Origin of the sequence: Kribbella sp. NPDC048915 (genome assembly GCF_040649595.1) — a bacterium.
Lineage (GTDB): Bacteria > Actinomycetota > Actinomycetes > Propionibacteriales > Kribbellaceae > Kribbella.
Genome location: NZ_JBEZFT010000007.1, coordinates 43,840 through 67,960, shown reverse-complemented (window position 1 = coordinate 67,960; position 24,121 = coordinate 43,840). Strand labels below are relative to the sequence as shown.

The 24,121-nt window shown below is 69.6% G+C and carries 22 protein-coding genes; 14 read left to right on the top strand and 8 right to left on the bottom strand.

From position 1 onward, the window contains the following. Positions 1–53: 53 nt before the first annotated feature. From AB0B82_RS06270 to AB0B82_RS06255, 4 genes are all read right to left on the bottom strand, one after another. Positions 54–1,310, bottom strand: a complete 1,257-nt coding sequence (locus AB0B82_RS06270; RefSeq protein ID WP_360163249.1) for a hypothetical protein — start codon at positions 1,308–1,310, stop codon at positions 54–56. Continuing rightward, a complete protein-coding gene (locus AB0B82_RS06265) occupies positions 1,307–1,954 on the bottom strand; it encodes a hypothetical protein (RefSeq protein WP_360163247.1) in 648 nt (215 codons plus the stop codon). Before AB0B82_RS06265 ends, AB0B82_RS06270 begins: the two co-directional genes overlap by 4 nt. Next, on the bottom strand, positions 1,951–3,210 hold the full coding sequence (locus AB0B82_RS06260) for a hypothetical protein (RefSeq protein ID WP_360163245.1): 1,260 nt from the start codon (positions 3,208–3,210) through the stop codon (positions 1,951–1,953). The genes AB0B82_RS06265 and AB0B82_RS06260 overlap by 4 nt, the downstream gene beginning before the upstream one ends. 299 nt (positions 3,211–3,509) lie before the next feature. After that, entirely contained in the window at positions 3,510–5,378 is a 1,869-nt protein-coding gene (locus tag AB0B82_RS06255) for an acyl-CoA dehydrogenase (RefSeq protein WP_360163243.1), read from the bottom strand. A gap of 85 nt (positions 5,379–5,463) precedes the next feature. Between AB0B82_RS06255 and AB0B82_RS06250 the strand changes: the two genes are divergently transcribed. Together AB0B82_RS06250 and AB0B82_RS06245 are read left to right on the top strand one after the other, a co-directional pair. Next, positions 5,464–5,979: a histidine phosphatase family protein gene (locus AB0B82_RS06250; protein ID WP_360163241.1), complete on the top strand. Its 516-nt coding sequence runs from the start codon at positions 5,464–5,466 to the stop codon at positions 5,977–5,979. Between the two features lie 87 nt (positions 5,980–6,066). After that, positions 6,067–6,294 (top strand): hypothetical protein, encoded by a 228-nt coding sequence (locus tag AB0B82_RS06245; RefSeq protein WP_360163239.1) that lies wholly within the window; start codon positions 6,067–6,069, stop codon positions 6,292–6,294. A gap of 58 nt (positions 6,295–6,352) precedes the next feature. Here the strand turns inward: AB0B82_RS06245 and AB0B82_RS06240 are convergent, their stop codons facing one another. Continuing rightward, entirely contained in the window at positions 6,353–7,255 is a 903-nt protein-coding gene (locus AB0B82_RS06240) for an endo-beta-N-acetylglucosaminidase H (RefSeq protein WP_360163237.1), read from the bottom strand. Between the two features lie 342 nt (positions 7,256–7,597). Between AB0B82_RS06240 and AB0B82_RS06235 the strand changes: the two genes are divergently transcribed. The 7 genes from AB0B82_RS06235 (at position 7,598) to AB0B82_RS06205 (ending at position 13,872) form a co-directional block, all read left to right on the top strand. Further along, a complete protein-coding gene (locus AB0B82_RS06235; RefSeq protein ID WP_360163235.1) occupies positions 7,598–8,770 on the top strand; it encodes an MFS transporter in 1,173 nt (390 codons plus the stop codon). Between the two features lies 1 nt (position 8,771). Continuing rightward, positions 8,772–9,923: an anhydro-N-acetylmuramic acid kinase gene (locus AB0B82_RS06230; RefSeq protein ID WP_360163233.1), complete on the top strand. Its 1,152-nt coding sequence runs from the start codon at positions 8,772–8,774 to the stop codon at positions 9,921–9,923. 14 nt (positions 9,924–9,937) lie between these two features. Then, a complete protein-coding gene (locus AB0B82_RS06225; RefSeq protein ID WP_360163231.1) occupies positions 9,938–10,456 on the top strand; it encodes an AAA family ATPase in 519 nt (172 codons plus the stop codon). 34 nt (positions 10,457–10,490) lie between these two features. Next, complete coding sequence (locus AB0B82_RS06220; protein WP_360163229.1) at positions 10,491–11,504, top strand: MerR family transcriptional regulator; 1,014 nt, start codon at positions 10,491–10,493, stop codon at positions 11,502–11,504. Next, a complete protein-coding gene (locus AB0B82_RS06215) occupies positions 11,501–12,658 on the top strand; it encodes an MFS transporter (RefSeq protein ID WP_360163227.1) in 1,158 nt (385 codons plus the stop codon). Before AB0B82_RS06220 ends, AB0B82_RS06215 begins: the two co-directional genes overlap by 4 nt. A 141-nt stretch (positions 12,659–12,799) precedes the next feature. Further along, the gene (locus AB0B82_RS06210; RefSeq protein ID WP_360163225.1) at positions 12,800–13,399 is read left to right on the top strand and encodes a DJ-1/PfpI family protein; all 600 of its coding nucleotides are present in this window, start codon (positions 12,800–12,802) and stop codon (positions 13,397–13,399) included. Further along, positions 13,396–13,872 (top strand): MarR family transcriptional regulator, encoded by a 477-nt coding sequence (locus AB0B82_RS06205; RefSeq protein WP_360163223.1) that lies wholly within the window; start codon positions 13,396–13,398, stop codon positions 13,870–13,872. Before AB0B82_RS06210 ends, AB0B82_RS06205 begins: the two co-directional genes overlap by 4 nt. On the opposite strand, the gene AB0B82_RS06200 is transcribed toward AB0B82_RS06205, so the two are convergent. Together AB0B82_RS06200 and AB0B82_RS06195 are read right to left on the bottom strand one after the other, a co-directional pair. After that, the gene (locus tag AB0B82_RS06200; RefSeq protein ID WP_360163221.1) at positions 13,850–16,378 is read right to left on the bottom strand and encodes a polysaccharide lyase family 8 super-sandwich domain-containing protein; all 2,529 of its coding nucleotides are present in this window, start codon (positions 16,376–16,378) and stop codon (positions 13,850–13,852) included. The genes AB0B82_RS06205 and AB0B82_RS06200 overlap by 23 nt on opposite strands. Before the next feature lie 122 nt (positions 16,379–16,500). Beyond that, complete coding sequence (locus AB0B82_RS06195) at positions 16,501–18,753, bottom strand: hypothetical protein (protein ID WP_360163219.1); 2,253 nt, start codon at positions 18,751–18,753, stop codon at positions 16,501–16,503. 198 nt (positions 18,754–18,951) lie between these two features. On the opposite strand from AB0B82_RS06195, the gene AB0B82_RS06190 reads away from it, so the two are divergent. Next, complete coding sequence (locus tag AB0B82_RS06190; RefSeq protein WP_360163217.1) at positions 18,952–19,596, top strand: helix-turn-helix domain-containing protein; 645 nt, start codon at positions 18,952–18,954, stop codon at positions 19,594–19,596. Here AB0B82_RS06190 and AB0B82_RS06185 read toward each other — a convergent pair. Beyond that, positions 19,531–20,325: an SDR family oxidoreductase gene (locus AB0B82_RS06185; protein WP_360163215.1), complete on the bottom strand. Its 795-nt coding sequence runs from the start codon at positions 20,323–20,325 to the stop codon at positions 19,531–19,533. The two genes, AB0B82_RS06190 and AB0B82_RS06185, sit on opposite strands and share 66 nt — an antisense overlap. Positions 20,326–20,436: 111 nt before the next feature. Here AB0B82_RS06185 and AB0B82_RS06180 point away from each other — a divergent pair, with 111 nt between their 5' ends. From AB0B82_RS06180 to AB0B82_RS06165, 4 genes are all read left to right on the top strand, one after another. Next, the gene (locus AB0B82_RS06180; protein WP_360163213.1) at positions 20,437–21,207 is read left to right on the top strand and encodes a hypothetical protein; all 771 of its coding nucleotides are present in this window, start codon (positions 20,437–20,439) and stop codon (positions 21,205–21,207) included. Beyond that, positions 21,195–22,043: a DUF4097 family beta strand repeat-containing protein gene (locus AB0B82_RS06175; protein ID WP_360163211.1), complete on the top strand. Its 849-nt coding sequence runs from the start codon at positions 21,195–21,197 to the stop codon at positions 22,041–22,043. The genes AB0B82_RS06180 and AB0B82_RS06175 overlap by 13 nt, the downstream gene beginning before the upstream one ends. Positions 22,044–22,158: 115 nt before the next feature. After that, positions 22,159–22,404 (top strand): hypothetical protein, encoded by a 246-nt coding sequence (locus AB0B82_RS06170; protein WP_360163209.1) that lies wholly within the window; start codon positions 22,159–22,161, stop codon positions 22,402–22,404. A gap of 206 nt (positions 22,405–22,610) precedes the next feature. Beyond that, positions 22,611–24,107, top strand: coding sequence for a hypothetical protein (locus AB0B82_RS06165; RefSeq protein ID WP_360163207.1), 1,497 nt, complete (start codon positions 22,611–22,613; stop codon positions 24,105–24,107). Positions 24,108–24,121: the final 14 nt, after the last annotated feature.

Here is a 24,121-nt window from a genome sequence, read left to right as displayed (position 1 = left end):
GCCCCTGAACCACCCTCAGGGACGGCCGTCGGAGCACTCAGGGGAAGGAGCGGTCAGCGGCGGCGCAGCTCGCCCCGCGAAACCGCGCCGGCCAGGTCCTCGCCGAGGGTGCCGAAGAAGGTCCGGGCCCAGAGCGAGTTGTCGTGCCAGTACGGGCCGTCCTTGCCGGGCAGCGACGCCGGTGCGGAGCCGCGCTTCAGCGCGCGCCGGCACTCCCCGCACAGCGGCAGCGTCAACGTCGTACCGTCGGACTCCACCTTGGTCGGCTGGCCGGACGACCGTCCGTGCAGCGGGTTGAAGGCACACAGCTCCGGTACGGCGTCGGTGCGCCGGCCGGCCGCGATCGCGACCGCGGTGTTGTACTCGCGCCGCGCCTTGTCCAGCAGCACCATCGCGCCGACCAGGTCGACCAGGTCGGGCGACGAGTCGAGGACGCTCCGCGCGGCCGCATGCCCGTCGAGCGCGGCCTGCTGGTGCGCCAGTTCGTCGCCGCGGCTGGTCGGCAGCGCGGCGAGATCCGACCCGAGCGCGGTGAGCTCGGCGTTCGTCTCCTTGGTGAGCCGCCGCCGCCGCTCGGCCGCGACGGTCGCTGCCACATGCGGCGGGATGTGGAACGTCTTCTCCCGCCCCCGTTTCGATCCACGGCCGCGGCCGATCACCAGCCCCAGTCCGATCAGGACCACGACACCGCCGACGAGCGACCACAAGACCGTCCTGCCGGTCCCGTCGTCGCCTTCGGACGAGGTGCTCGGCCGTTCGCTGCTCGGTCGCTTCGTGGTCTGCGGGATCCCCGGCTGGGCGAGCAGTTCGTACATCCGGGACAGCACCTCGGTCGGGCCGGCGTCGTAGCCGGTGTCGTCGAGCGCGCGGTCCCGCGCGGCGCGCAGCTTCTCGTCGTTGACCTGCGAGACCTCGCGGAGCTCGAACCACGGGAACCGCTGGCCGCCGTCCATCACGACGTACAGCCCGGGCCGCCGCAACGCGTCGATGATCAGCGTGAGCGCGACCCGCTCCTTGCCCTCGAACTCGTCGCTGGGCGTCAGCGGCAGCACGACCGTGTAGATCGGGTACCCGACGGCCTTCGCCTTGGCCCGGAGGTCGGCCTGCAGCTTCTCCGGCAGTGCCGTCCGGTACGCCGGGTCGATGTACATCGGGTCTTTGCGCAGTGCGGTCGCGATCTCCTTCGCTCGCTCCGCCGGCGTCCGCACCGTCCCGGCCTCGGCCGGCGCCGCGGCGAGCAGATCCAGCCCTGTCAGCCCCATCAGCACAGTCAGCACAGCTGCCGCGATCGGCAGGAACCTGGTTCTCACGTGCTTCCTTCCCGTCGCCGGCCGGTGAAGGCCAGGACCGCCAGTACGATTCCACCGAGGATGCCGCCGCCGATCAGTCCGAGCAGCGCTCCGGCCAGGCCGTTGCGGATCGCCATGCCGGTGGTGAACTTCTTCGGCGGCTCCGGCTGCTCCGGTGCGGGCGGCGGCGTGGGCTCCGTCCGGGCCGGCTCAGGTGTGCGGTTGTTCGTCTCCCGCACCTCACCGAGGAACCCCGAGAGTTGCCGGCTCAGCGATTCCTTGTCCTTCTGGTAGCCCCAGCTCCACACCCGGACGTCGACCCGATGGGCGGCGCCGTACGAGCGCCTGCCGTCCATCACGACGTACAGCCCGGGCTTGTCGTTGGCAGCGGCCATCCAGCCGGCGAGCAGGACGGCGTCGCCCTTCTCCTGGAACCATTCGCCGTACGGTACGACGGCAACGAACACCGGCACGGTCGAGTCCGAAATGACCTTCAAGGTCTCGGCGCGGTCGACCACCGAGCTGAACTCCGGATCGACGTACAGCGGCTCGATCGCCCAGGCCTTGACCGCCTCGGTGATCCTCGGATCCGTCGGCACCTCAGCCCGTGCGGTCCCCGTGAGGAGCCATCCGGTTGCCATCAGCAACAGCAGCAGTCGCCTCATCGGACCTCGTCCTTCCGGGTCGCGAGCTGCTCGGGCAGATCGTCGGAGAGCGCACCGAAGCCGGTCGCCACCATCGGGCTGTCCTCCGGGTCGAGCGTCCAGTACGGCACCCGCTGGCGGTCGTTGCCGAACAGTCCCGGCTTCGGCACCCGCAGCCCGTCCGGTGTCTTCTCCCGGCGGATGGCGTTGGCGCACAGCTGGCAAGCCGGTACCTCGACATCGTCCGACCAGTTGACGCTGACCGTCCCGGGCAGGTGCACGGGGTTGAAGAAGCACGGCGGCTGGACTGCCTTGCCGGCGGCGGCCTGTTCGGCCTGGCGCGCAAGCACCAGCGCGCCGCCGGCGGCGAGGACGTCGTCCTGGTGATCCGCCGCCCGCAGCGCCCGGGCCGCATCCAGCCTGCGGTGGGCATCGTCGCGGAGATCGAGCTGGTCGGCCGTCTTGTGGCGGCGCCGCTCCAGCCTGGCGAGCGCCTGCTGCGCCCGTCGGATCTTTGCGTCCGCCTTGGCGGCCACGTCCGGTGCCTCGAGCACCGGCCGGTCGGCGCGCCGGCGCTTGCCGGACCCCGTCGGCGCGTGGTCGCGGCCGCGCAACGCGAGGATCAGGACCAGCACCAAACCGGCCAATGCGCCGATGCCGATGCCGACGAACGCCGCCCGGTCCTGCTGGTCGGTGAGGGAAGGCCCGCGGTTCGGGTTCTCCTTGCGGTCCGGCTCGAGATCGCCGGGCGGGGCGGGCGGTATCGCACGACCGTCGTACGCTCTCGACGCCTGCTGGATCGTCCGCACGATCTGCGGCGCCGGGCGGTCCTGCAGGATGTCCAGCCGCTGCTTGTCCTCGAGCTGGACGCTGGTCAGGGTCCGTCCGCGCAGACCGGCCGGCCGGTACATCTCCTCGACCGCCGACCAGTAGTCCGAGGTCACCGTCGCGACCAGATACAGCCCGGGCTCGCCGACCCTTGCGTGCAGCAACGTCGGCAGGTCGTACAGGAGCGGCTCCAGGGCCGGGGTCTTCGGCACGATTGCGACGTACGCAGGCAGGGCGGCGGTCTTCATTGCGGCGCGGATCCGGGCGATCTCAGTGGCCGGGACGGATGCCTTCAACCGCTCGTCGACGTACAGCCGGTCGGTCCGCCACGCGGCGGCGATCCGATCCGGTGGCTCCGGCGTCTCCGCGATCCCCTCCGCGGCCGCGGGCAGGGCGGGCAGCAGAAAGGCGAAGGCGGCGAGTACCGCGGTGAGAAATGGGAGGGGCATCGCCGACAGGGTACGACGACCGGGTCCGCGCATAGTCATCCGGACGCACGGACGCATCGCTCGGTTCCACCGCCTGCCGGGACTCGGACCTGGACGTGACCCTGGCTCGGACAGGGGAAGCCAAGCCAGGGTCACGGTGTTTCAGGGCAGCAACGGTGCTCCACGATCACGCTCCGCAACAGGGCAGATCGTGGGGCAGCCCGGGGCAGATCAGCCCACCTCAGCTCATGGCCCGTCGCCGCCACCGCCCGCGCCTCCGGCTCGACCCGCGCAAGTGGCCGAGCCGGAGGGATCGGGATTCAGAAGGCGGACTCGGGCAGGTCCATCACGTCGAGGTCGGTCAGCTCGGCCTTGACCCGCTCGGCCCGCACCGACGGCATCGTGTTCCGCACGAACCACTGCGCCGCCGCGACCTTGCCCGCGTAGAAGTCCTGGTCGGCCGGGGAGAGCTCGCCGCCCAGCTTCTCCAGCGCGACCTCGGCCTGCCGGAGCAGCAGCCACGAGCAGACCACATCGCCGAGGACGTACAGCAGCCGGGAGGTGTTCAGGCCGACCTTGTAAACGTTGCGGGGGTCGCCGTTCTCGGCCTGCGGGTTCGCGGACATCAGAGCCTGGCCCATGATGCCCAGGATCTTCTGGGTGTCCTCGAGGCCCTTGGCGAGCAGTCCGCGCTCCTCCTTGAGCCGGCCGTTGCCCGCCTCGGAGGCGACGAACGCCTGCACCTGCTCGGCGAGGTGCCCGAGCGCCTTGCCCTGGTCCTTGATGATCTTGCGGAAGAAGAGGTCCTGACCCTGGATCGCGGTCGTGCCCTCGTACAGCGTGTCGATCTTCGCGTCCCGCACATATTGCTCGATCGGGTAGTCCTGCAGGAAGCCGGAGCCGCCGAAGGTCTGCAGCGACTCGGTGCCGAGCAGCGTCCAGGACTTCTCCGACCCGTAGCCCTTGACCAGCGGCAGCAGCAGGTCGTTCACCCGCTCGGCCAGGTCGTCGTGCGCACCGGCGTACCGCGCCTGCTCGGCCCGGTCCTGGTATGTCGCCGTGAACAGCACCAGCGCCCGCAGCGCCTCGGCGTACGCCTTCTGCGTCATCAGCGAGCGCCGTACGTCGGGGTGATGGGTGATCGTCACGCGCGGCGCGTCCTTGGCCGGCTGGGTCAGGTCGGCGCCCTGCACCCGCTCCTTCGCGTACTCGAGCGCGTTCAGGTAGCCGGTGGACAGCGTCGCGATCGCCTTGGTGCCGACCATCATCCGCGCGTACTCGATCACCTGGAACATCTGCGCGATGCCGTCGTGTACCTCGCCGAGCAGCCAGCCCTTGGCCGGGCCGCCGTAGTTGCTGTCGCCGAAGGTGATCTCGCAGGTCGTGGAGACCTTGATGCCCATCTTCTTCTCGACGTTCGTGACGTAGGCGCCGTTGCGCTCACCGGTCAGCTCGCCGGTCTCCAGGTCGAAGTGGTACTTCGGCACCACGAACAGGCTCAGGCCCTTGGTACCGGGACCGCCGACGCCCTCGATGCCCTGCGGCCGGGCGAGAACCAGGTGCACGATGTTCTCGGTCAGGTCGTGCTCGCCCGAGGTGATGAAGCGCTTCACTCCCTCGATGTGCCAGCTGCCGTCCTCCTGCAGCGTGGCCTTGGTACGCCCGGCGCCGACGTCGGAACCGGCATCCGGCTCGGTCAGCACCATGGTGGCGCCCCAGCCGCGCTCGATGATGTGGTGCGCGATCAACTTGTCCCGCTCGGTGCCGTTGCGCCAGAGCACGTGCGCGAAGTTCGGGCCGGCGGCGTACATGTGCACCGGCGGGTTGGCGCCCAGCACCAGCTCGGCCGCGGCCCAGCGCAGTGAGGGCGGAGTCGGCTGGCCACCCAGCTCCGGCGGCAGCTCCAGCCGCCACCACTCGGCGTCCATGTAGGCGTGGTAGCTCTTCTTGAAGGCCTCGGGCATCCGGACCTCGTGAGTCTCCGGGTCGAAGACCGGTGGAAACCGGTCGGCCTCCGCGAAGGACTCGGCCAGCTCGTGCTTGGCCAGCCGGTCCACCTCCGCGAGCACCTCGCGGGCGGTGTCGACGTCCATCTCGGCGTACGGCCCGTGACCGAGCACGTCGCCCCGGCCCAGGACCTCGAGCAGATTGAACTCGATGTCCCGCAGATTCGACTTGTAGTGGCTCACGGAGACTCCCCAATGCACTTTACTCGCCAGTAACTTAAGTATATACCCACCGGTAATGTCGGCCAAGGGGGTTTGGATGTGAGCTGTGCAGCTGATTTACGAAACGCATGCGACGACAGTGGACAACGAACGCGAGATCGCGACCGGGTGGTTGCCCGGGGAGCTCTCGGAGCGCGGCCGGGCCGAGGCGCGCGCACTGGGCGAGCGCCGCCGCGACGTCGACATGGTCTTCAGCTCGGATCTGCGCCGCGCCGTACAAACCGTGGAACTGGCCGGGCTCGCGGTACCGCATTTCCAGGACTGGCGGCTGCGCGAATGCAACTACGGCGAGCTCAACGGCGCGCCGCGGGAGGCGCTCGAGCCGCGGGTCGATCGGATCGGTATGCCGTTCCCGGGCGGTCAGTCGTACACCGACGTCCTCGAGCTGACCCGCTCATTTGTTGCCGACGTCAAGCACTGGTTCGGTGATCGGCGGGTGCTCGTGGTCGCCCACTCGGCGAACCGGTGGGCGCTGGAGCATCTCCACGGCAGCCGGGCTCCGCTGGAGCAGTTGGTTGCCGGAGGCGTCAATTGGCAGCCGGGCTGGGAGTACGAAGTCTGACTTCGACGGAACCGGCGGTGGCCCGCCCTCGTCCTACGATCGCAAACACCACGGGGGTTACGAACCGGTAGTGATCAGGAGGCGAAGATGGGGCTGTTCAACAAGGGCGGCAGCGCGAAGGACGATCTCGCGGGTGACAAGGCACTGGAGCGCCAGCGGCAGTGGGGGAAGGTCGTCGACCGTCTCGAGACCGACGGCAAGACGGCCGCCGCCCAGAGCGTCTTCAAGGGCGGCGGGCGCGGCGACTCGCCCGAGGAACTGCGTCGGCGCGTGGACGATGCCGCGAAGGACCGCAAGGGTCGCGGGCGCGGCTGACAAGACCGCGCAAGGCTTCGGGGGATGGCCGGCTTCCTGCCGGCCATCCCTTTGTCTGCTAGGGCTTGTAGACGGTCGCGCTGCCGTACAGCTTCTGGGTGAAGGCGGTCATGTACGACGAGGTGTCCGCATCGGTCAGGTTGTACGTGAGGTAGACGCCGTACCCCTCGTCGACGGTGCGCTGCGCCAGTGCGGCCGCCGTACTCGCGCTGGTTGCGGTGTACGAGACGGCCGCCGGGCCGAGGCGAGACTTGTCGGTCGGGCCGTGCGGTACGCCCCAGCTGCCGTAGTACGGCCACCAGGCGTAGTCGAAGGTGTTGGCGATGCTCTGGCCGTTGTACTCGAGGCGCTCGGACGACGGGCCGATGTCGTAGAGCGTGATCAGCTTGTTCGGGAGCTTTTCGCGCAATGCCTGCACCAGGTAGACGAACGAGAAGTCGTTCGGCTGGCCGGTGCCGTTGTTGCCGTACTCGACGTACTCGTCGTCGAAGTCGATGCCGTCGAGACCGTACTGGTTGACGGCGTCGGCGAGCTCCTGCGCGAACGCGTCGGCGGACGCCTGGTCCGGGAAGTTCGCGAAACCGGCGCCCTGGTGGTTGCCGAGGATCGACAACAGCACTTTGATGCCCTTGCGCTGCAATGGGCGGACCTGGGTCGCGACGTTGTCGAGTACGTCGTGGACCTGCTCGTTGAAGTGCAGGTACGCCTTGGTGCCGTCGTAGTTGATGTTCGCCGCGAAGATCAGCGCGATGTCGATGACCTGGGCACCGCCGTTCGCCAGCGTGTACTTGCCGGCGTTCAGCATGCTGTAGTTGTTCACCTCGATGTACGCGACAGTGATCGGGCCGTTCTTGGCCCGGGGACGCCGACGTTTGCCGGCCGCCTCCGCGGGCAGCGCGGCACCGGTCGCGGCCGCAGCGGTCCCGGCGGCCAGAGCAGACAACAAGGTCCTTCGCTTCATGAGCTCATCGACTCCTCGTCACAGGTGGGCGGAAGCGCTATAGCGGTTAAGCAACAGCTTCCGCCCAGCCAACAGCCAGGCGGAAGTCAGAGATAAACCGGTATAGCGAAACGATCATCAACGCGGCACCTGCGGCTGTCAAGGTGCCGGCCGGCCGCCGCGGTTCGGGTCGCGCGGATGGAAAGTTATGGACCATGATGGCTGCGGCGGGAGGGAAAGATTTACGGAAGAGGAGCGGATGAGTAGCGGCACGCAAGTTCGGACGCGGCGGTCGTTGGTGGCCGGGACGGTCGGGAACTCGTCGAGTGGTACGAGTTCGGCGCGTACGGCTTCTTCGCCACGGTGATCGCGGCGAACTTCTTCAGCAGTACGGCGACCAGCGACGCGGAGAGTCTGATCAAGACGTACGCCTCGTTCGCGCTGGCGTTCTTCTTCCGGCCACTCGGTGCCGCGGTGTTCGGCCGGGTCGGTGACCGGATCGGGCGGCGGCCGACGCTGATCGTCGTGCTGCTGCTGATGACCTTGTCGACCACGCTCATCGGCCTGCTGCCGACGTACGCGACGGTCGGTGCGGCGGCCCCGTGGTTGCTGACGCTCGTGCGCGCACTGCAGGGACTGTCCGCCGGTGGTGAGTTCGGCGGTGCGGTGTCGATCATGACCGAGTTCGCGCCGAAGACGAAGCGCGGGCTGTACGGCTCGTGGCAGTCGTTCACGGTCGCGCTCGGCCTGCTCGCCGGTGCCGGCCTCGCGGCGATCCTCGCGACCACCTTGAGCGCGGCGGCGTTGGCGGACTGGGGTTGGCGGGTGCCGTTCCTGGTCGCGCTGCCGCTCGGTCTGGTCGCGCTCTGGCTGCGGCTGAAGCTGGACGAGACGCCGAGCTTCGAGCGGGTGCAGGAGCAGCCGCGCAAGGCGCCGGCCGGCGAGGTCGCGAAGGCGATCGCGCTCGGCATCGGGCGGCTGATGGGGTGGTCCGCGGCCGGTTACACGTTCCTTGTCGTCATGCCGTCGTACCTGCAGGCGACGTTGAACGCGACCTTCCAGCAGGCGCTGGTCGCGACGGTGCTGGCGAACGCCGGGTTCGCGGTGTCGATCATCCCGGCCGGCTGGCTGAGCGACCGGATCGGGCGGCGTCCGGTGATGGTGACCGGCGCGGCGCTGGTCGTCGTACTGGCGTTCCCCCTGCTGAACCTGTTGCAGGACAAGGAGTCGGGCACCGCGGCGAAGGGAGCTGCGGTGTTCGTGGCCGGTCTGGTGGTCGGGCTGATGGCGGGACCGGGTCCGGCGATGCTGGCCGAGATGTTCCCGACCCGTGCGCGGTACACCGGCCTGGGGCTGGCGTACTCGCTGTCCAACGCGGTGTTCTCCGGATCGGCCGGGCTGATCATCACCGAGCTGATCAAGCGGACCAACAACGTCGACATCCCGGCCTGGTACGTGGTGGTCACCTGTGCGGTGAGTGTGATCGCATTGCTGACACTGCGCGGGGACGACCATCGACGGGAGTTGCGGGACTGACATGCGAGTGATCGGGCTGATGTCGGGGACGTCGTACGACGCCATCGACGCCGCGGCGGCCGACCTGCGGCTGGATGGGGACCAACTGGTCCTGACGCCTCTCGGGATGCTGAGCCAGCCGTATCCGGACGAGCTCCGCGCGGCGGTCGCGGCCGCGCTGCCGCCGGCTCCGACGACGATGGAACAGGTGTGCCGGCTCGACACCGGCGTCGGCCAGGCGTTCGCGGCGGTCGCGCAGCAGGCGGTCGAGCAGCTCTGCGGCGGGTACGCGGACCTGGTCGTGTCGCACGGGCAGACGATGTACCACTGGGTCGACAACGGCACCGTGCGCGGGACGTTGCAGCTCGGACAGCCGGCGTGGATCGCGGAGGTCACCGGCGTACCTGTGGTGTCGGACCTTCGCTCGCGCGACGTCGCAGCGGGCGGGCAGGGTGCACCGCTGGTCAGCATCATGGATGTGTTGTGGCTGCGCGGGCGTCCCGGCGTACCGGTGGCGCTCAACCTCGGAGGGATCGCCAACATCACCGTCGTGCACGGTGAGCCCGTGGCCTTCGACACCGGCCCGGCGAATGCGCTGATCGATGCGGTGGTGGCCGACCTGACCGGGCAGCCGTTCGACGCGGACGGCGTGATGGCGGCGCGCGGCCAGGTACACGACGAACTGCTTGCGCGGCTGCTGTCGGACCCGTACTACGCGCGGCCGGCGCCGAAGTCGACCGGAAAGGAACTGTTCAACCTCGGCTACGTGGCGCGGGCGATGGAAGGGCTGCCGGTCATCCCGGCCGCGGACCTGGTTGCGACCGTCACCACGCTGACTGCGCGCACGGTCGCCGACGCGGTACGGCGGTACGGCGGGACGGAGGTGGTGGCCTCGGGCGGCGGGATCCAGAACCCGGTGCTGATGCACCTGCTCGCGGACGAACTGGAGATCCCGGTCCGGACCACCGACGAGTTGGGCGTGCCGTCCGCGGCGAAGGAAGCGTACGCGTTTGCGGTCCTGGGTTTCTTGACCCTGCACGGCCTGGGCGGAACGGTGCCGAGCTGCACCGGCGCCGCCCATACCAGCATCCTCGGCTCGGTCACGCCCGGATCGAGCGGACTGCCCACGATCGCCGGTGAACCGCGCCCTCCCGTGCGCCTCCTGGTGGAGTAACCCACACTAGATCCGTGACGAGGTTGTTCGTGGTGACTGGGGCTCCCGGGGCGGGGAAGTCGACCGTCGTTCCGGAACTGGTCCGGCTGAGCCCGGGGAACCTGGTGGTGATGGACATGGACGAGCTGCTGGACGACAACGGCCGGCTGCTCGGGATCGACATCGCGAGTCCGACAGCGGCGCCGATCTGGCCGGCGTACAACGCGCTCTGGTTACGGATCACCGAGCTGATCCGGCGGTCCGGGCTGCCCGTTCTGCTGCTGACGCCGGCGCTGCCGACCGAGCTGCCGGAGGGGCGCTGGCTGCATCTGGACTGTCCGGACGCGGTACGGCGGAAACGGCTGGCGCTGCGTGGCTGGGCCGAGGACCAGATCGCCGAAGCGCTCGCCGACGCGGCCGAGCTCCGCAAACGGGTACCGCGGTCGGTGCGCGGTGACGTCTCGCCGGAGCGCGTGGCCCGCAGCATCTACGACTGGATCCGCGGCGAACGGTTCGGCAAGGCGCTGAACCTGTGGGGCAGGTTCCGGAGTTGACTTTCGAGTTGGTGCAGGGATCAGGGTCGGGCTCATGAGGCTGACGATCAGTGAGTTCGCCCGGCTCGTGGGGCTGGCGCCGAGTGCGCTGCGGTTCTACGACGACTGCGGCCTGCTCCCACCCGCCGAGGTCGACGCGACCAACGGCTACCGGTACTACGACCGCGCGCAGGCGGGCCGTGCGCGCCTGCTCCGCGACCTGCGCGAGATAGACCTCGCGCTACCGGAAGTCCGGCTCGCCCTGGACGCCGAGTCGGCCGAGGTCGCGGAGCTCGTCCGCACCCATCTCCGGACGCTCGAGGCCAAGTCCGCCGCGACCCGGGAGGCCGCCACGCGCCTGCTCACGCAGCTGCTCGCCGAGCGAACCACCGCGGCCGTCGGTGGCCCGGAGCTCGCCAGCGCCATCCGTCAGGTCGCCTCCGCCGCAGCGACCACGGACGAATACGCCGGACTGAACTGTGTGCAGCTGCAACTCGCGGCCGACGAGATCACGCTCGTCGCGACGGACCGGTACCGGCTGGCAGTACGGACGGTGCGGCCGGTCGAGTTCGGCGGACCCTCCGCGCGCGTTCTGGTGCCCGCTGAGGAGCTGGCCGCGGTGAGTCGCTGGGCCGCCGCGGGAGACGTGGTTCGCGTGGAGGTGAACGGCGGGCTGGTGCTCGCCCGGGGTGACGAGTCGCGCTCGTTGCCGGTGGTCGACGTCGAGTATCCGGCGTACGAGCAGATCCTCGATGGGTTGACGCCGCCGGTGTGTCGCGTGGTGGTGGACCGGGTCGCCTTGCGGGAGGCGCTCGCCGGGCGGGACGTCGTGACGTTCGAGATCGACGAGGACAGCCTGCGGATCGGTGCCGAGGTGAAGCTCGACGCGATCGGTTCCGGTGCTGTGCGGATCGGGTTCACCGCTCCACTCTTGGCAGCCGCGCTCGAGGTGAGTGTCGGGCCGGACGTGCTGCTCGAGATCTGCGAGCCGGCGCGGCCGGTCATCGTTCGGTCGGCGGACCAGGGAACGTTCACCACGCTCGTCATGCCGGTCCGGCTGGACGGGTGAACCGGGCTTACTTCGGCTGGCTGGCAGGTTCGACACTCTCGGTCTTCGGTGACACCGCGCTGTTCTTCGCGCTCGGCTGGGCCGCGACCGGGATCGGCGCGCACGTCGCCGCTTTGGTGTTGACCGGATTCACCCTGCCGCGAGCCGGATTGCTCTTGGTCGGTGGTGTGCTCGGTGACCGGATCGGTCCGCGCCGACTGCTGCTCGGGTGCTCCGCCATCGTCGGGTCGTGCTGCTTGCTGCTGGCGCTCGCCGTGAGTGCGCGTGGGGTGTCGGCCGGGTTGCTGGTGGCGACCGCGGTCGTCGTCGGCACCGTGGACTCGTTCGCGTTGCCCGCGGCCGGTGTGCTGCCGCGGCTCTTCGTGACGGACGATCAGTTGCCCAGGGCAATGGCACTGCGGACGTCGGCCGCCCAGATCGTCACGCTGGCCGGCGGGCCGGTCAGCGGTGTGCTGGTCGCGACGGTCGGTCTGGTCGGCGCGCTGGTGCTCGACGGGCTGACGTTCGCCGTCGAGTTCGCCGTACTGCTCGTGCTCAGGCCGCCGTACGACGTGGCGCCGCGGAGTGAACGTCGGTCGATCGCGCGTGATGCGCTCGACGGGCTTCGGGTGGCTGCGGGTGATCCGGTGCTGCGAGTGATTCTCGGTGTGGTCGCGCTGGTTGCCGCGTTTGTCCTGCCGGTCACCTCACTGTGTGTGCCGCTGCTCGCGCGGTCTCATGGTTGGGCGGCCGGTCAGGCGGGTCTGGTCGTGGCCGGGAGTGTCGCGGGTGGGCTGCTGGTAACGGCGCTCGTCGCGCGCTTCGGCACCTTCGCCCGGGCCGGGATCGTCGGTGGTGTCGGATGTCTGTGCGCGGCGGTTGGCATCGCGGGGCTTGCGGTCGCGCCGACTGTCGCGGTCGCGATTGGTGCCGCGGTCGTGCAGGGGATCGGCGTCGGCTTCTTCACGTCGCATCTCGCGCCGGTGTTCGTGCGCCACGCGCCGAGGTCTCATCTGACCCGGCTGCAGTCGCTGCTGTCGTTCGCGCAGACCGTGCCGTTGATCGCATCGACCAACGCGCTCGCGACGCTCCGGGTGCAGCACGCGCTGGCCGTCGCCGCGGGCGCGACCGCCGTCGCCGGCGTGGCCCTCCTCCGCCGAGCCGACGCCGGGTGAGCGCGCCTCTTCGTATCTCCAGGTATGCAGAACCCGGGTTTCGCGGCCGAAATCGGCCGGTTTCGGCGGGTTCTGCATACCTGGGCGTGCAAACCACCTCAACCCATTGACAACACATTGTCATAATGACAACATGGTGTCATGGAGACAGCGTATGTAGCGGTGTACGACACATGGGCGGACTGGGAGATCGGGCATCTGCTGGTCGAACTGCGGACCGGAAGGTTCACGGGAGAGCCCTGGACGGTGGTGACCGTGGCCGAGTCGGCCGAACCGGTCGTCACGATGGGCGGGATGCGGGTGGTTCCGGACGTGACGATCGCGGACGTCGCGCCCGAGCAGGGGGATCTGCTGGTGCTCGCGGGCTCGGCGCAGTGGGACGAGGGCGGCGGTGACGACTTCTTGAAGCTGGCGGGGCAGTTCCTCGAGGCCGGCGTGCCAGTCGCGGCGATCTGTGGTGCGACGGCCGGGCTCGCGCGGGTCGGGTTGCTCGACGAGTGCGAGCACACGAGTGCCGCGAAGGAGTACCTGCAGGCGACCGGTTACGCCGGTTCGGACAAGTACGTCGACGCGCGGGCGGTCGTCGGCGGTGACGTCATCACGGCCGGGCCGGACTCGCCGGTCCAGTTCGCGCGAGCCGTCCTGAAGCGGCTCGGCCTCGCGGACGAGCAGAAGCTGGACGCGTACGAGGGCGTGTTCCACCGCGCCGACCCTGCCGCGTACGCCAATCTGGTCGGATGACTGTTCCACCGCGGGAGGAATGGCCGAAGCCAGGGCCGCAGTCGGAAGGTGGCGCGGTCCTCACGGACGTCGTCCTCGCCACCTTCCGGTTGAACGCGCGCCTGATGGAGGCCGCGCAAGGGCTGGCCGCGCACGGCGGCCTGACCGCGGCCTGGTGGCAGGTGCTCGGTGGCGTGCTCAGAGAGCCGCGGACTGTGGCCGACGTCGGCCGGATCATGGGTGTCAGCCGGCAGGCCGTCCAGCGGATCGCGGACCTGCTGGTCGAGCGCGGCCTTGCCGAGTACCGGCCGAACCCGGCGCACCGCCGCGCGAAGCTGCTCGCGTGTACCGAGGCCGGCTACTGGGCGATCCGCCAGATCGCGGTCGCCCAGCATCCGTGGACCTCGGAGCTCGCGACGGCCGTCGATCTCGACGACCTCCGGACGACGCTGCGCACCATGCAGACGCTGATCACCAAGCTGGAAGAAGCTTGACCGCGAGACTCGCGCCGTACAGGTGCCGCGTGCGGAACGTCACCTTTGTGCCGGTGACCGTGCGCGTCACCTGAACCCCGTCGACCGGCGCCGCGGCCTTCAGGTACTGCGCGCGCAGGTTGACCGTGATGCTGTCGCGCTGCGTCGTCGGATCGGAGACGGCAACCTGAACGGTCGCCCCCTTCCGCCGAAGCAGCAGTGACGCCGGGCCGTCGACCGTCAGGCCCGGAAGGTGATGCGTGCCCGGGCCGAAGGAGTTCGCGGCGGTCAGCCCCAGGCCGAGGTGCTGGACCGCCTGCATCCTGGTGCTGTTGGACAGCAGCGCGACCCGGCCGTGCTGGTACGACTTCATCGCGGACTCTGTTGCGTTGGGCACCAATGCGTACGCGAGCGAGCGGCGCGAATCCGCGGGCTGCGCGGCGGTCACGGCGAAGACCTGCTTGGTGACCTGGGTGTCCGGGTTCGACACGCGGATCACCCGACGGCTCCGCGTGACGGTCTGCAGATCGACCGAGACCGCGGCCGGCTGCAGGAAGTGGTACCCGATCGAGGCCGAGCCGTCGGTGTAGCGGAGCCAGCGCGGGGTGACCGTGCCGGTCCCGGTCCACGGGCGGCCGTTGTGCTGCGCACCGGTGACGGTCACGGCAGCGCTCGGCGCGGCGATCCGGGTGTCGAGGGTGGTGGTCACGGCCCGGGTCTCGTCGCCGACACCGGCCGCGAGGACGACGATCTCGTCGTCCAGCAGGAACCACGACTTGGTCGCCGACGCGTTCTTGTACACCACGAAGTCATTCGGGAGGATCGCCCGTGACGCGTACGCGAAGTCGTCCGACTGCACCCAGCCGACGGCGCCGTACGCGTCCAGCGTCGCGCCGCCGGAGTGCACGTTCGTCCCGGTCGGGAAGTAGACGTAGGTGTTCTGCGACTCCGAGGACGACGTGAAGTTCAACGGGTGGCCGGGGTTCTCGTAGTACGCCGCGCCGTACAGCTCGGGGATCGACTTGCGGGTCTCGACCGGCGCCGTGACGCCGGCCAGCGCGTACGGCGAGACCGTGGTGAAGTAGTCGACGCCGAACGCCTGCGTCTGGTCCTGGCCGGCCAGATACAGGTAGTGCGCACCGTCGCCCTGGAACCAGGGCAGCAGGTTCTCGTTGTTCATGTACTCGTACTTGCTGATCCGCGCCGAGCTCCGTGCCAGCGCGAACGCGTACCCGGGCCGGCGGTGCACGGTGCGGTCCATCGCGTTGAACGCCGTCGTACTCGCGGCGGGGTTGAGGTCGGCCGGCGCGATCGACGGGTCGGAGACGATGTCGGCGTACCGGCCGATGGAGACCGGCGACACGAAGCTGTTCGGGTTGATCGACGCGCGGGCGGTGAACTTCGCGAACGACTTCAACCGGGCCGCGTCGTCGCCGGTCGCGTAGTCGGCCAGATCGACGATCGCCTCGACGATCACCGCCACGTCGGCGTACCCGGTGGCGGTCCGGGAGACCGCGCGGCCCTTGACGATCTCCATCATCCAGCCCTCGAAGATCAGCGGCGCGAACCCGTGCTCGACCCAGCCCTGCACCACGCCGACCAGGTCATCGCTGCTCGCGTACTCGGTGCCGTCGAGCACCTTGATCGTCTGCACGACCCGGCTGAGCAGGCCCTTCCCGTACGAGCCCGTGTACGCGACCGAGGCGTGCTGAAGAAACGAGCCGTCGGCGTAGTACCCGTCGGTGACGCCGTGCTGCAGGTTGTACGGGTCGACGGTCGCGAACACCGTGAACTGGTCCTGCAATGCCTTCCGGACGCGCGCGTCGTCGTTCAGCAGCGCACCCTGGAGGATGCGGTTCGCCGTGATGTCGACGAGGTTCGCGCCGGTGTGGAAGCGCGAGTCGAGGTCGACGTCACCGTCCTTCCCGTTGCGCAGATACGCGTCCATCGAGGCGACGTACCGCGTGATCAGGTCCTGCGGTGCGTCGATCAGTGCGAGCGTCTTCGACACGAAGGTCGAGATGCCGATCTCCCACGTGAACCAGTTGCCGTAGTAGCCCTTCGACTGGTCGCCGTAGTAGTTGTCGTGCAGCCAGGCGAGGCCGTCGAGGATGCGTTGACGGAGTTCCGCGTTGCCCTGCAGGTCCGAGGCGGGGCCGGGGCGGCGGTACGCCAGGGCGATCTCGTACAGGTGCTGGTACGACGCGCTCAGATTCGGATCGCTGGTGCCGAGCGGGAGGCCGGCGAACAGTTCGCCGGTACCGGCGCGGTCGAGCGCGGACAGCCAGGTCCGGGCGGTGGTGTCGATCGAGGTCAGCTTCGCGGCGACCTCGGGACGGGCGTTCGACTCGGGTGTGCCGGCGAAGATCCCGATCATGTTGGTGAGCAACCGGCCGGGGTCGGCGGACGCCGCCGTACCGGAAGCACTGTCGGTACCACCTGCGTGGGCGGCCGGGGCTGGGTTGACCGCGGTCAGTAACGCGGTCGCGGGCACGAAGGACAGCAGGCGGCGGCGGGTGAGTTCCACTGGTACTCCCGGGCGGATGGGAAGATCTAACCCGGGAAGTCAACCAGTCGGAACTATCCTTCGACAAGCGCTTGCCGCTGACTTCTCAGCGACTGTGGCCCTGCGCCGGCGCGGGTTGGCCGTCAGGCGCCCCCGGCCCCGACCAGCTGAGGCTCGATCGACAGCACCTGGACGCCGTCGCTCGAGTTGGCGGGGACGACCAGGGCGACCTGGTGCAGGTAGTTCTGGTGGATGGTCCGGGTGTACTTGACCATGCTGCTGAACGCGGTCGCCTCGCCGCTCGTCCAGTACGCGTTCGAGCCCGGCTCGACGCGCTGCAAGTACTGCTCGGTCAGGGACAGGAACACCAGCGCGTCGCCGCTCGCGGTGACGAACGTCAGCGGGTCACCCGACGTCGCGAAGGTGTCGGTGACGCCCGCGATGTACGGCTGCGCGCTGTCGGCGGCCCGCGACTTCGTGCGCAGGTCGAGCAGCTGGGTGAGGCTGGGGGACAGCGCGAACTGCTCCGCCTGCGACGCGCTCTTGCCGGCGGTGAGGTACGCGGCAAGATCCTTCGCGACTGCCTCGGGGCGTGCCTGCAGCTTCGCGAGGTCGTCGGCCCGCGGGGTGCGCAGATCCGCGACGGGCGGAAGCTCGACGTCCTTCGGCGTGTACACCGAGTGCGTCAGCAGCCACGGACTGCCGGCGTTCTCGCGCTGCCAGACACCGAGCTGGCGGTGGCCGGGCGCGTTCGAGATGCCGGAGCTGACCACGAACCGCATCGGGTACGCCGTGAACTGCGGTGCGCCGATCTCGAGGTTGGTGTAGCTGAACGGCTTCGAGATCTCCTTGCCCGCCGGGTCGAGCTTGCGGCCGATCAGGAACCCGGCCTGGGTCTGCGCCAGCGTCGGGTTGCCCTCGATGGTCGCGGCCAGCTTCGCGTCGCGGGTCCGGTTCGCCTGGTTGTTGAGCTGGTTGTACCGCTGGACGACGGTCTGCGCGTCGGCGAGCGTGACGGCCGGGCGCGAGTCCTCCGTGGTCAAGGTGTTCTTCGGCGGGACCATGCTGCAACTCGTTGTGGTGAGCAACAAGGCGCCACTCGCCAGCAACGCCGCCGTACGCCGCACCGCCTCATCGCTGCGCACAAACTCCGGCGAAGCCGCCAACGGCACCGTCTCTGTCTCAGTGGTGGATGCCTCGTCCGCTGCTTGAGCGTCCGACGGTAAAGCCGGCTGGTCGTCGTACTGCGGTCCCGTGGACTCGTCGTACTGCGGGTGGGTGGACTCGTCGTACTGCGGGTGCGTGGGCTGGTCGGATCGTGCGGTGGCGCCGATCAGAACCGGGGACTTGGCGCGGGCGACTGCGGCGGCCGACATGAACATCGGCGCTGCTGGCACCGCGGCCGGGCGAATCTCGGCGGACCGGACCGCGGCCGGCGCTGCGGGCTGCGTGGAGTCGGCCGCGACGTGGTCGGAAGCCGGGTCTTCCTCGGTGACCGGGGTGGCGGCGGTGAGTCGCTCCGGGGCGAAGGGGCTGGTGCGGTCCGGGGCGAACGGGCTGACCCGCTCGGGGGCGAAGGGGGAGACGCGGTAGGCCGGGGCCAGCTGTTCCTCGGGAGCGAAACGCGAAACACGCTCCGGAGCGACAGGCGCGACGTGCTCGGGGGTGTGCGGCGAGACGCGGTGCGCCGGGGACAACTGTTCCTCGGCGGCGAGCGGCGCGGCGGGGTCGAGGACCGGCAGCTGCGAGGTCTTGATGACCGGGATCTCGGTGGTGTCCGTGAGTTGCTCGACCACGCGGCGCCGGCGCAGCATCAGTGTCAGGCCGAAGGCCAGCAGCAGCACCCCGGCACCGAGCACCAGCAGGCAGATCCCGAACAGCCGGTGCACCTGGATCCCGAACGTGACCTCGCCGCCGACCGCCGGCGTACCGTCGGCGTTCATCACGACGACGTCGTACAGCCCGTCCTGGATCGGCCAGCTGAGCGACTGCGACCCCGGCGCGGACTGCGCGACCCACCAGTCGAGCTCACCGGGCGGCGTCAGTTTCGTGGCCGCGCCCCGCAGTTCCTGCGTGGCGAACGTGGCCGGCGGGTCGAAGCGGATCAGTCGGGTGTGGGCAGCGCCGGCGAGGTAGTCGCGGACGTCGAGGTCCTGCGCGACGCCGATGAACAGTGGCTTGGCGCCCGACGCGCTCACGTGCAGCGTCGGTCCGTGCCGGTCCAGGAGGGCGGGGGCGGTGACGACCGCGAGCCCGCGGCTGGCGAGTTCCCGGCTGGGGGTCGAGATCGTGTTGTCCGGTCCGACGAGCCAGAACGCCGCGAAGGCGCCGGCGGCGGTGGCGACCAGGCCTGCGAGCGACAGCAGCAGACCCAGGGTGATGCGGACGATGCGCATTGTGAGGCTCCCGTTGAACGACGTGTCCGGCGACGGACGGGTCCACCGGACGGCGGGATCACGGTCCGGACGCCTCGCCTTTCGTCCTAAAGCGGTATCCGGAAGCTCACCCGTTGTCACTGAATAACTGAGCGCACAAGGATCTGTTACGATCTCGTGTATTAACGAATGTGTATTCACAAACGCAGAGGTGTCGCGATGGCCCGACCGCGGCTGGTGAGCGACGACGCGATCCTCGACGCGACCCGAGAGGTCCTGGCCGAGCTCGGCCCCGCCCGGCTGACGCTCGCGGCGGTCGGCGCCCGCGCCGGACTGGCGCCCCCGACCCTCATGCAGCGCTTCGGCTCCAAGCGCGGTCTGCTGCTCGCGTTCGCCGCTCGGTCACCGCAGATGGTGCGACGAGCAGCCGAGGAAGCCGCCGCCCGCAACATCTCCCCGCTCGCCACGCTGCGGGACTTCGCCCTGTCCGCGGTCGCCCATATCGACCACCGCGACCAGTTCGGCACCGGCTTCGGCCAACTCACCGACCCAGAGTTCCGCGAGCACGCGCTGGCGCACTCGGCCGCGATCGTCGACACCTGCGTCACTTGGTACCGCGCCGCCGTCGAGGCCGGCGAGCTCCGCCCGGACACCGACGTACCGGCCCTGTCCAAGCACACACTGGTCTGCATCACCGGCGCCGTTCGGACTTGGGCCATCACCGGCTGGGGTTCGCTACCCGACTTCCTGGCCGAGCAGCTCGAGCTCGTGCTGGCGCCGCATCGGTCAGGAGACGATTCAGCGCAGGTACGACGCGCCGTTGAAGTCGAGGACCGCCCCGCTGGCCCAGTTCGCGTCGGGTGAGGAGAGCCAGTAGATCGCGTTGCCGACCTCTTCGGCGGTCGCGACGCGGTTGAACGGGCTCTGGGCGCGGATCGCGTCGCCGTCGGCGCCGTCGAGGAACGCCGCGGTCATGTCGGTGGCGATGAACCCGGGCGCGATTGACGTCACGGTGATGTCATGTGACGCCAGCGATGCCGCCAACGACTGTCCGAGCGCGTGCAGTCCCGCCTTGGAGGCGCCGTACGCCGGGACGTCGGGCTCGCCGCGGTACGCACCCCGCGAGCCGACGTTCACGATCGCGCCCCGCCGTACGCCGTCGGCCGGGTCCTGATCGATCATCTGCCGCGCCACGCACCAGGTCACGTGAGCGGCGCCCTCGAGGTTGACCGCGAGCGTACGGCGCCACGTCGCGACCCACTCCTCGTACGACGTCTCCGCCAGCGGATGACCGACCCGGCGGGAGCCCGCGACCGGCTCCTCGACGAACATCGCGGCGTTGTTCACCAAGACGTCGATCCGGCCGAGCGCGGCGGCCGAATCCGCAACCAGGGCAGGGATTGCGGCCGGGTCGGCGAGATCCGCGGCGAGCACTGCGTGCCCGTCGCCAGGCAGGTCGGCGCGCACTTCTTCGGCGCGGTCGACGGCGCCACGGCAGTGCAGCACGACCCGGTCGCCGGCGGCCGCGAAGGCCCGCGCGGCGGCCGCGCCGACACCCCTGGACGCACCGGTGATCAGTACACCTCTGGACACGTTCTCCTCCTGACGACGACTGCCCGCCATTCTGCCGGTGACGCCATCCTGACGACGCTCTGACATCACCAGGGTTGACAGTGACGTCATTATGACGTCATGCTTGCTGTCATGGAACTTGACCACTACCTCGAGTCGGTACGGCGGAGCGTCGAGAACGCGACCGCCCTGGCCGACGACCAAACTCGCTCCGTGGCCCAGCGCCTCGGAGCCACGCTGGATGACGCGGGCCGGCTGGCCCTCATCTCAGCCCTGTCCGACGCCGCCGGGGAGATCAGCCGTGAGCTGTCCCCGGGGTCGGTCGAGCTTCGGATGGCCGGTGGCCGCCCGGAGTTCGTGGTCACGCCGGCGCCGAGCCAGCTGACCGGTCCGGACGAGACCGACGAAGACATCGACGAGGAGGTCGGCGACGAGACCGAGCAGTTGGTCCCGGACGCCGACGAGCCGACCGCGCGGATCACACTGCGGCTGCCGATGTCGATCAAGAACAAGGTGGACGAAGCCGCCGACGCCGAGGGCATCTCGTCGAACGCGTGGCTGATGCGCACCGTGATGACCGAGCTCAGCGAGCGTCGGCGCGGTCCGCGCCCGCCCCGGCCGCCGCGCCCGCCGCGCGGTCCGGTGTTCGGCCCGGAGGGCCCGCTGGGTCCGAACGGACCGCTCGGCCCCGACGGCGTCTTCGGCCCGAACGGCGTGTTCGGCCCGAACGGACCGTTCGGCGAAGAGGGCGTGTTCGGCTCCGACCGCGGTCGCCGCGAGCGCGACTGGCGCCGGGAGGACCGCGAGCGCCGGCGGGACGACAAGGAACGGCGCCGCGAGGACAAGGAACGCCGCCGGGGCGGACACGGCCCAGGCCAGCGCGTGACGGGATGGGCGGAGTGATGGGCGGCTTCAGTCAGCAACTCGTCGACGACGAGAGCGGGCGGATCGACCGGATCCGGATCGACATCGGTTCCGGCCTGGTCGCGATCAACGCCAACACCGACCACGAGGGCACCTCGGTCACGGTCGACGTCGACAGCGGGTCCGAGGACGACGTGACCGTCGAGGTCGTCGACGGCGAGCTGATCGTCGAAGGACTGCGGAACATCCGCCGCGGACCCGAGATCGAGGTCCGGATCGCCACCTCGGCGGTGCTCGACGCCCGGGTGAAGACCGGCTCCGGTGACATCACCGCGGCCGTGCCGCTCGGCGCGGCACGCTTGGCGACCGGCTCCGGCGACGTCCGGCTGAACCGGGTCGAGCGGGAGCTCGGCATCAACACCGGCAGCGGTGACGTCAAGGTCGAGCAGGCCGGCGGTGCGGTTCGCGCGAGTACCGGATCCGGCTCGATCGACATCGACGAGGCCGCCGACGCACTCGGGCTGAGCACCGGCTCCGGTGACGTCACGATCGGTGACGCCGCCGGTCCGACGTCGGTCAAGGTGGGCTCGGGGGACATCACCATCGAGCGGATCCGCGATCACTCGATCGCCACCTCCGGCTCCGGCGACGTCAAGGTCGAGGTCGCCGATGCGCCGAGCGTCCAGGCGGAGACGGCCCGCGGCGACGTCCAGATCGGGGTCCCCGACGGACTTCCGACGTACCTGGATCTGAAGACCGTCACCGGTCGCATCCGCTGCGATTTGCAGCCCGGTGAGAAGCCGGCCGAGGGTCAGCGCTCGCTGACGCTGCGCGCCCGCACGGTCTCCGGCGACATCACCGTCGTCAAGGTCTGACCGCAGTCACGGTCTGACCAGCACGCCACGAGGTCCCGCCACTGGGGGCGGGACCTGGGCGAAGCATTGCCTGCAGCAGACACCGAAGCAGGAAACCAGTGAGGGGAGAACGGACATGATCACCGAGTACGAGGAAATCGCCCGCTACCGCGTCGAGGACCGGCTGCGGGAGGCGGAACGCCGAGCGCTGCGGCACAACGGCAAACCGCGGGTCAGCGCCCGTACGCGGTTCGCGAGCACGCTGCACCGGCTGGCCGACCGGCTGGAGCCTGCGTCCCGCAAGCTGACCGAGCCGGCCGCCCGCCAGTTGACCACGCCGCGCGGTACCCACCGCCCGGCCAAGCTCTCGGTCGTCCGATGACCGGGAACCCGATGAGCAGCGCGGCCGCGGCGATCCTCGCCGTACTCGAGCGGCTCGGCCTCGTCACCGCCGGATCGCCCGGCCACCGCTGATCGGTGCGCGCTGCAACTTCCTGCAATGCCTGTGGATAACTGCCGGGGGGGACCCGTGGACACTGCTAGCGTTCAGTCGATCATTCTCGGTCGACATGGGGAGAGATACGAACGATGTTGCGTCCGATGGTGGCGACCACGGCTGTCACCGCTGCGCTGATCCTGCTGGCCGGCTGCGGCGGCGACGACAAGAAGCCCGAAGCAGGTACGGAGAATTCCGGCGGTGAGACCACGACGTCGACGACCCCGTCGGCCCCGGCCGCCCCGACGTTCGACCCGCCCAAGGCTTTCAGCGTCACCGCGGCCTACCCCGTGCCCGACTACGACGATCGCGCCATGTACGACGACACCATGCTCGGCATGGTCGGCCAGGCGGCCGTGGCCGTGAACTACCGGGGCCTGGTCGGTCATGACGTCGTCGACCCGAACAAGCTCTGGGAGATCAGGTCGACCGAGTCCGACACGACGACCGTCAGCGATGCGACCCACCCGATGGCGGTCAAAGTCGACGGCAAGGACGTCGCGGTCGTCGCCTACGCGCAGGCCGACAAGGGCAACGGCACACAGAAGCCGACGGACCTGGTCCTGGTCCAGTGGATCGACGTCGCGTCCGGACAGAAGCTTGCAGAGGTGTCCACGCCGGTGACCGAGCCAGGCGGGGCGAAACTGTACATCTCGAACGCTCAGTACGACCCGGAGACCGGTCAGGTCGCCGTCGGTGTGACGAGCGGCGGCGACAGGGCGACGGTGTATGCGGACCCCGCCACCAAGAAGGGAACTGTGCTGCCGGACGTCCTTCCGGGTGCCGTGCACGGCGGTGTGGTCGCGGGCGCGAAGGCCGAGACCAAGCAGAACGCCAACGACGCCGGGGTCGTGCTCTTCGACGGTGCGAGCGGGAAGGCCACGAAGCAGATCCCGCTGAAGCAGGGCGAGCTGAGTCCGATCGGCGGCGGCGCCAAGCACGGATACTTCTACGGCACGCTGTACGTGAAGGGTTCCGGTAACACGGTCGCCTCGCTGTACGCCGTCGATCTGTCGACCGGGGCCGTGGTGCCCTCGACGCCCGAGCTGTCGGCGCAGGAGTCCAGCGGGTACACGTGCCTCTGGGACCAGGCGGCTTCGCTCGTGTGTACCGAATTGGCGCCGACCGGACACAAGGAGATTTTCGGGTTCGACGACAGCACGGGGAAGAAGTCCTGGGGATACACGAGCAAGTCCGGCGACCGCATTGTGCCGCGGGTGACCGCAGCGTTCCACGGAGTCGTGTACGTGCAGACCGAGAAGCAGCCGGTTCTGCTGGACGCCAAGACCGGCGAGGACCTGCCGAGCGCCGGCTCGAGCGCGAGCCCGTCAAACGGCGAGACGCCGTCGGGCAGTGACTCCCCGACGTCCGGTGACTCGCCGTCGGGCAATGAATCCCCCTCGGACGGCAACTCCGAGTCGCCCGGTACGTCCGCGGGTGGGAACGACATGAGCCTGTACAACGGCACGCAATTGTCCCCGTCCGGGGTGTCGCCGTACGGTGGCGTCTTCGGGCAGGTGCCGAAGGGCAGCGGGTTCGGCAGCAACGACATCCAGCTGGTCAGCATCGTGATGAAGCCGACCGCCTGATCTGGTCCGACAAA

What these genes read in the sequence shown, in the direction of transcription:
- AB0B82_RS06265 (WP_360163247.1), bottom strand. Translation starts at nt 1,954, where the DNA reads ATGAGGCGACTGCTGCTGTTGCTGATGGCAACCGGATGGCTCCTCACG.
- AB0B82_RS06260 (WP_360163245.1), bottom strand. Translation starts at nt 3,210, where the DNA reads ATGCCCCTCCCATTTCTCACCGCGGTACTCGCCGCCTTCGCCTTTCTG.
- AB0B82_RS06245 (WP_360163239.1), top strand. Translation starts at nt 6,067, where the DNA reads ATGGGGCTGTTCAACAAGGGCGGCAGCGCGAAGGACGATCTCGCGGGT.
- AB0B82_RS06240 (WP_360163237.1), bottom strand. Translation starts at nt 7,255, where the DNA reads ATGAAGCGAAGGACCTTGTTGTCTGCTCTGGCCGCCGGGACCGCTGCG.
- AB0B82_RS06230 (WP_360163233.1), top strand. Translation starts at nt 8,772, where the DNA reads ATGCGAGTGATCGGGCTGATGTCGGGGACGTCGTACGACGCCATCGAC.
- AB0B82_RS06220 (WP_360163229.1), top strand. Translation starts at nt 10,491, where the DNA reads ATGAGGCTGACGATCAGTGAGTTCGCCCGGCTCGTGGGGCTGGCGCCG.
- AB0B82_RS06210 (WP_360163225.1), top strand. Translation starts at nt 12,800, where the DNA reads ATGGAGACAGCGTATGTAGCGGTGTACGACACATGGGCGGACTGGGAG.
- AB0B82_RS06205 (WP_360163223.1), top strand. Translation starts at nt 13,396, where the DNA reads ATGACTGTTCCACCGCGGGAGGAATGGCCGAAGCCAGGGCCGCAGTCG.
- AB0B82_RS06195 (WP_360163219.1), bottom strand. Translation starts at nt 18,753, where the DNA reads ATGCGCATCGTCCGCATCACCCTGGGTCTGCTGCTGTCGCTCGCAGGC.
- AB0B82_RS06190 (WP_360163217.1), top strand. Translation starts at nt 18,952, where the DNA reads ATGGCCCGACCGCGGCTGGTGAGCGACGACGCGATCCTCGACGCGACC.
- AB0B82_RS06180 (WP_360163213.1), top strand. Translation starts at nt 20,437, where the DNA reads ATGGAACTTGACCACTACCTCGAGTCGGTACGGCGGAGCGTCGAGAAC.
- AB0B82_RS06175 (WP_360163211.1), top strand. Translation starts at nt 21,195, where the DNA reads ATGGGCGGAGTGATGGGCGGCTTCAGTCAGCAACTCGTCGACGACGAG.
- AB0B82_RS06170 (WP_360163209.1), top strand. Translation starts at nt 22,159, where the DNA reads ATGATCACCGAGTACGAGGAAATCGCCCGCTACCGCGTCGAGGACCGG.
- AB0B82_RS06165 (WP_360163207.1), top strand. Translation starts at nt 22,611, where the DNA reads ATGTTGCGTCCGATGGTGGCGACCACGGCTGTCACCGCTGCGCTGATC.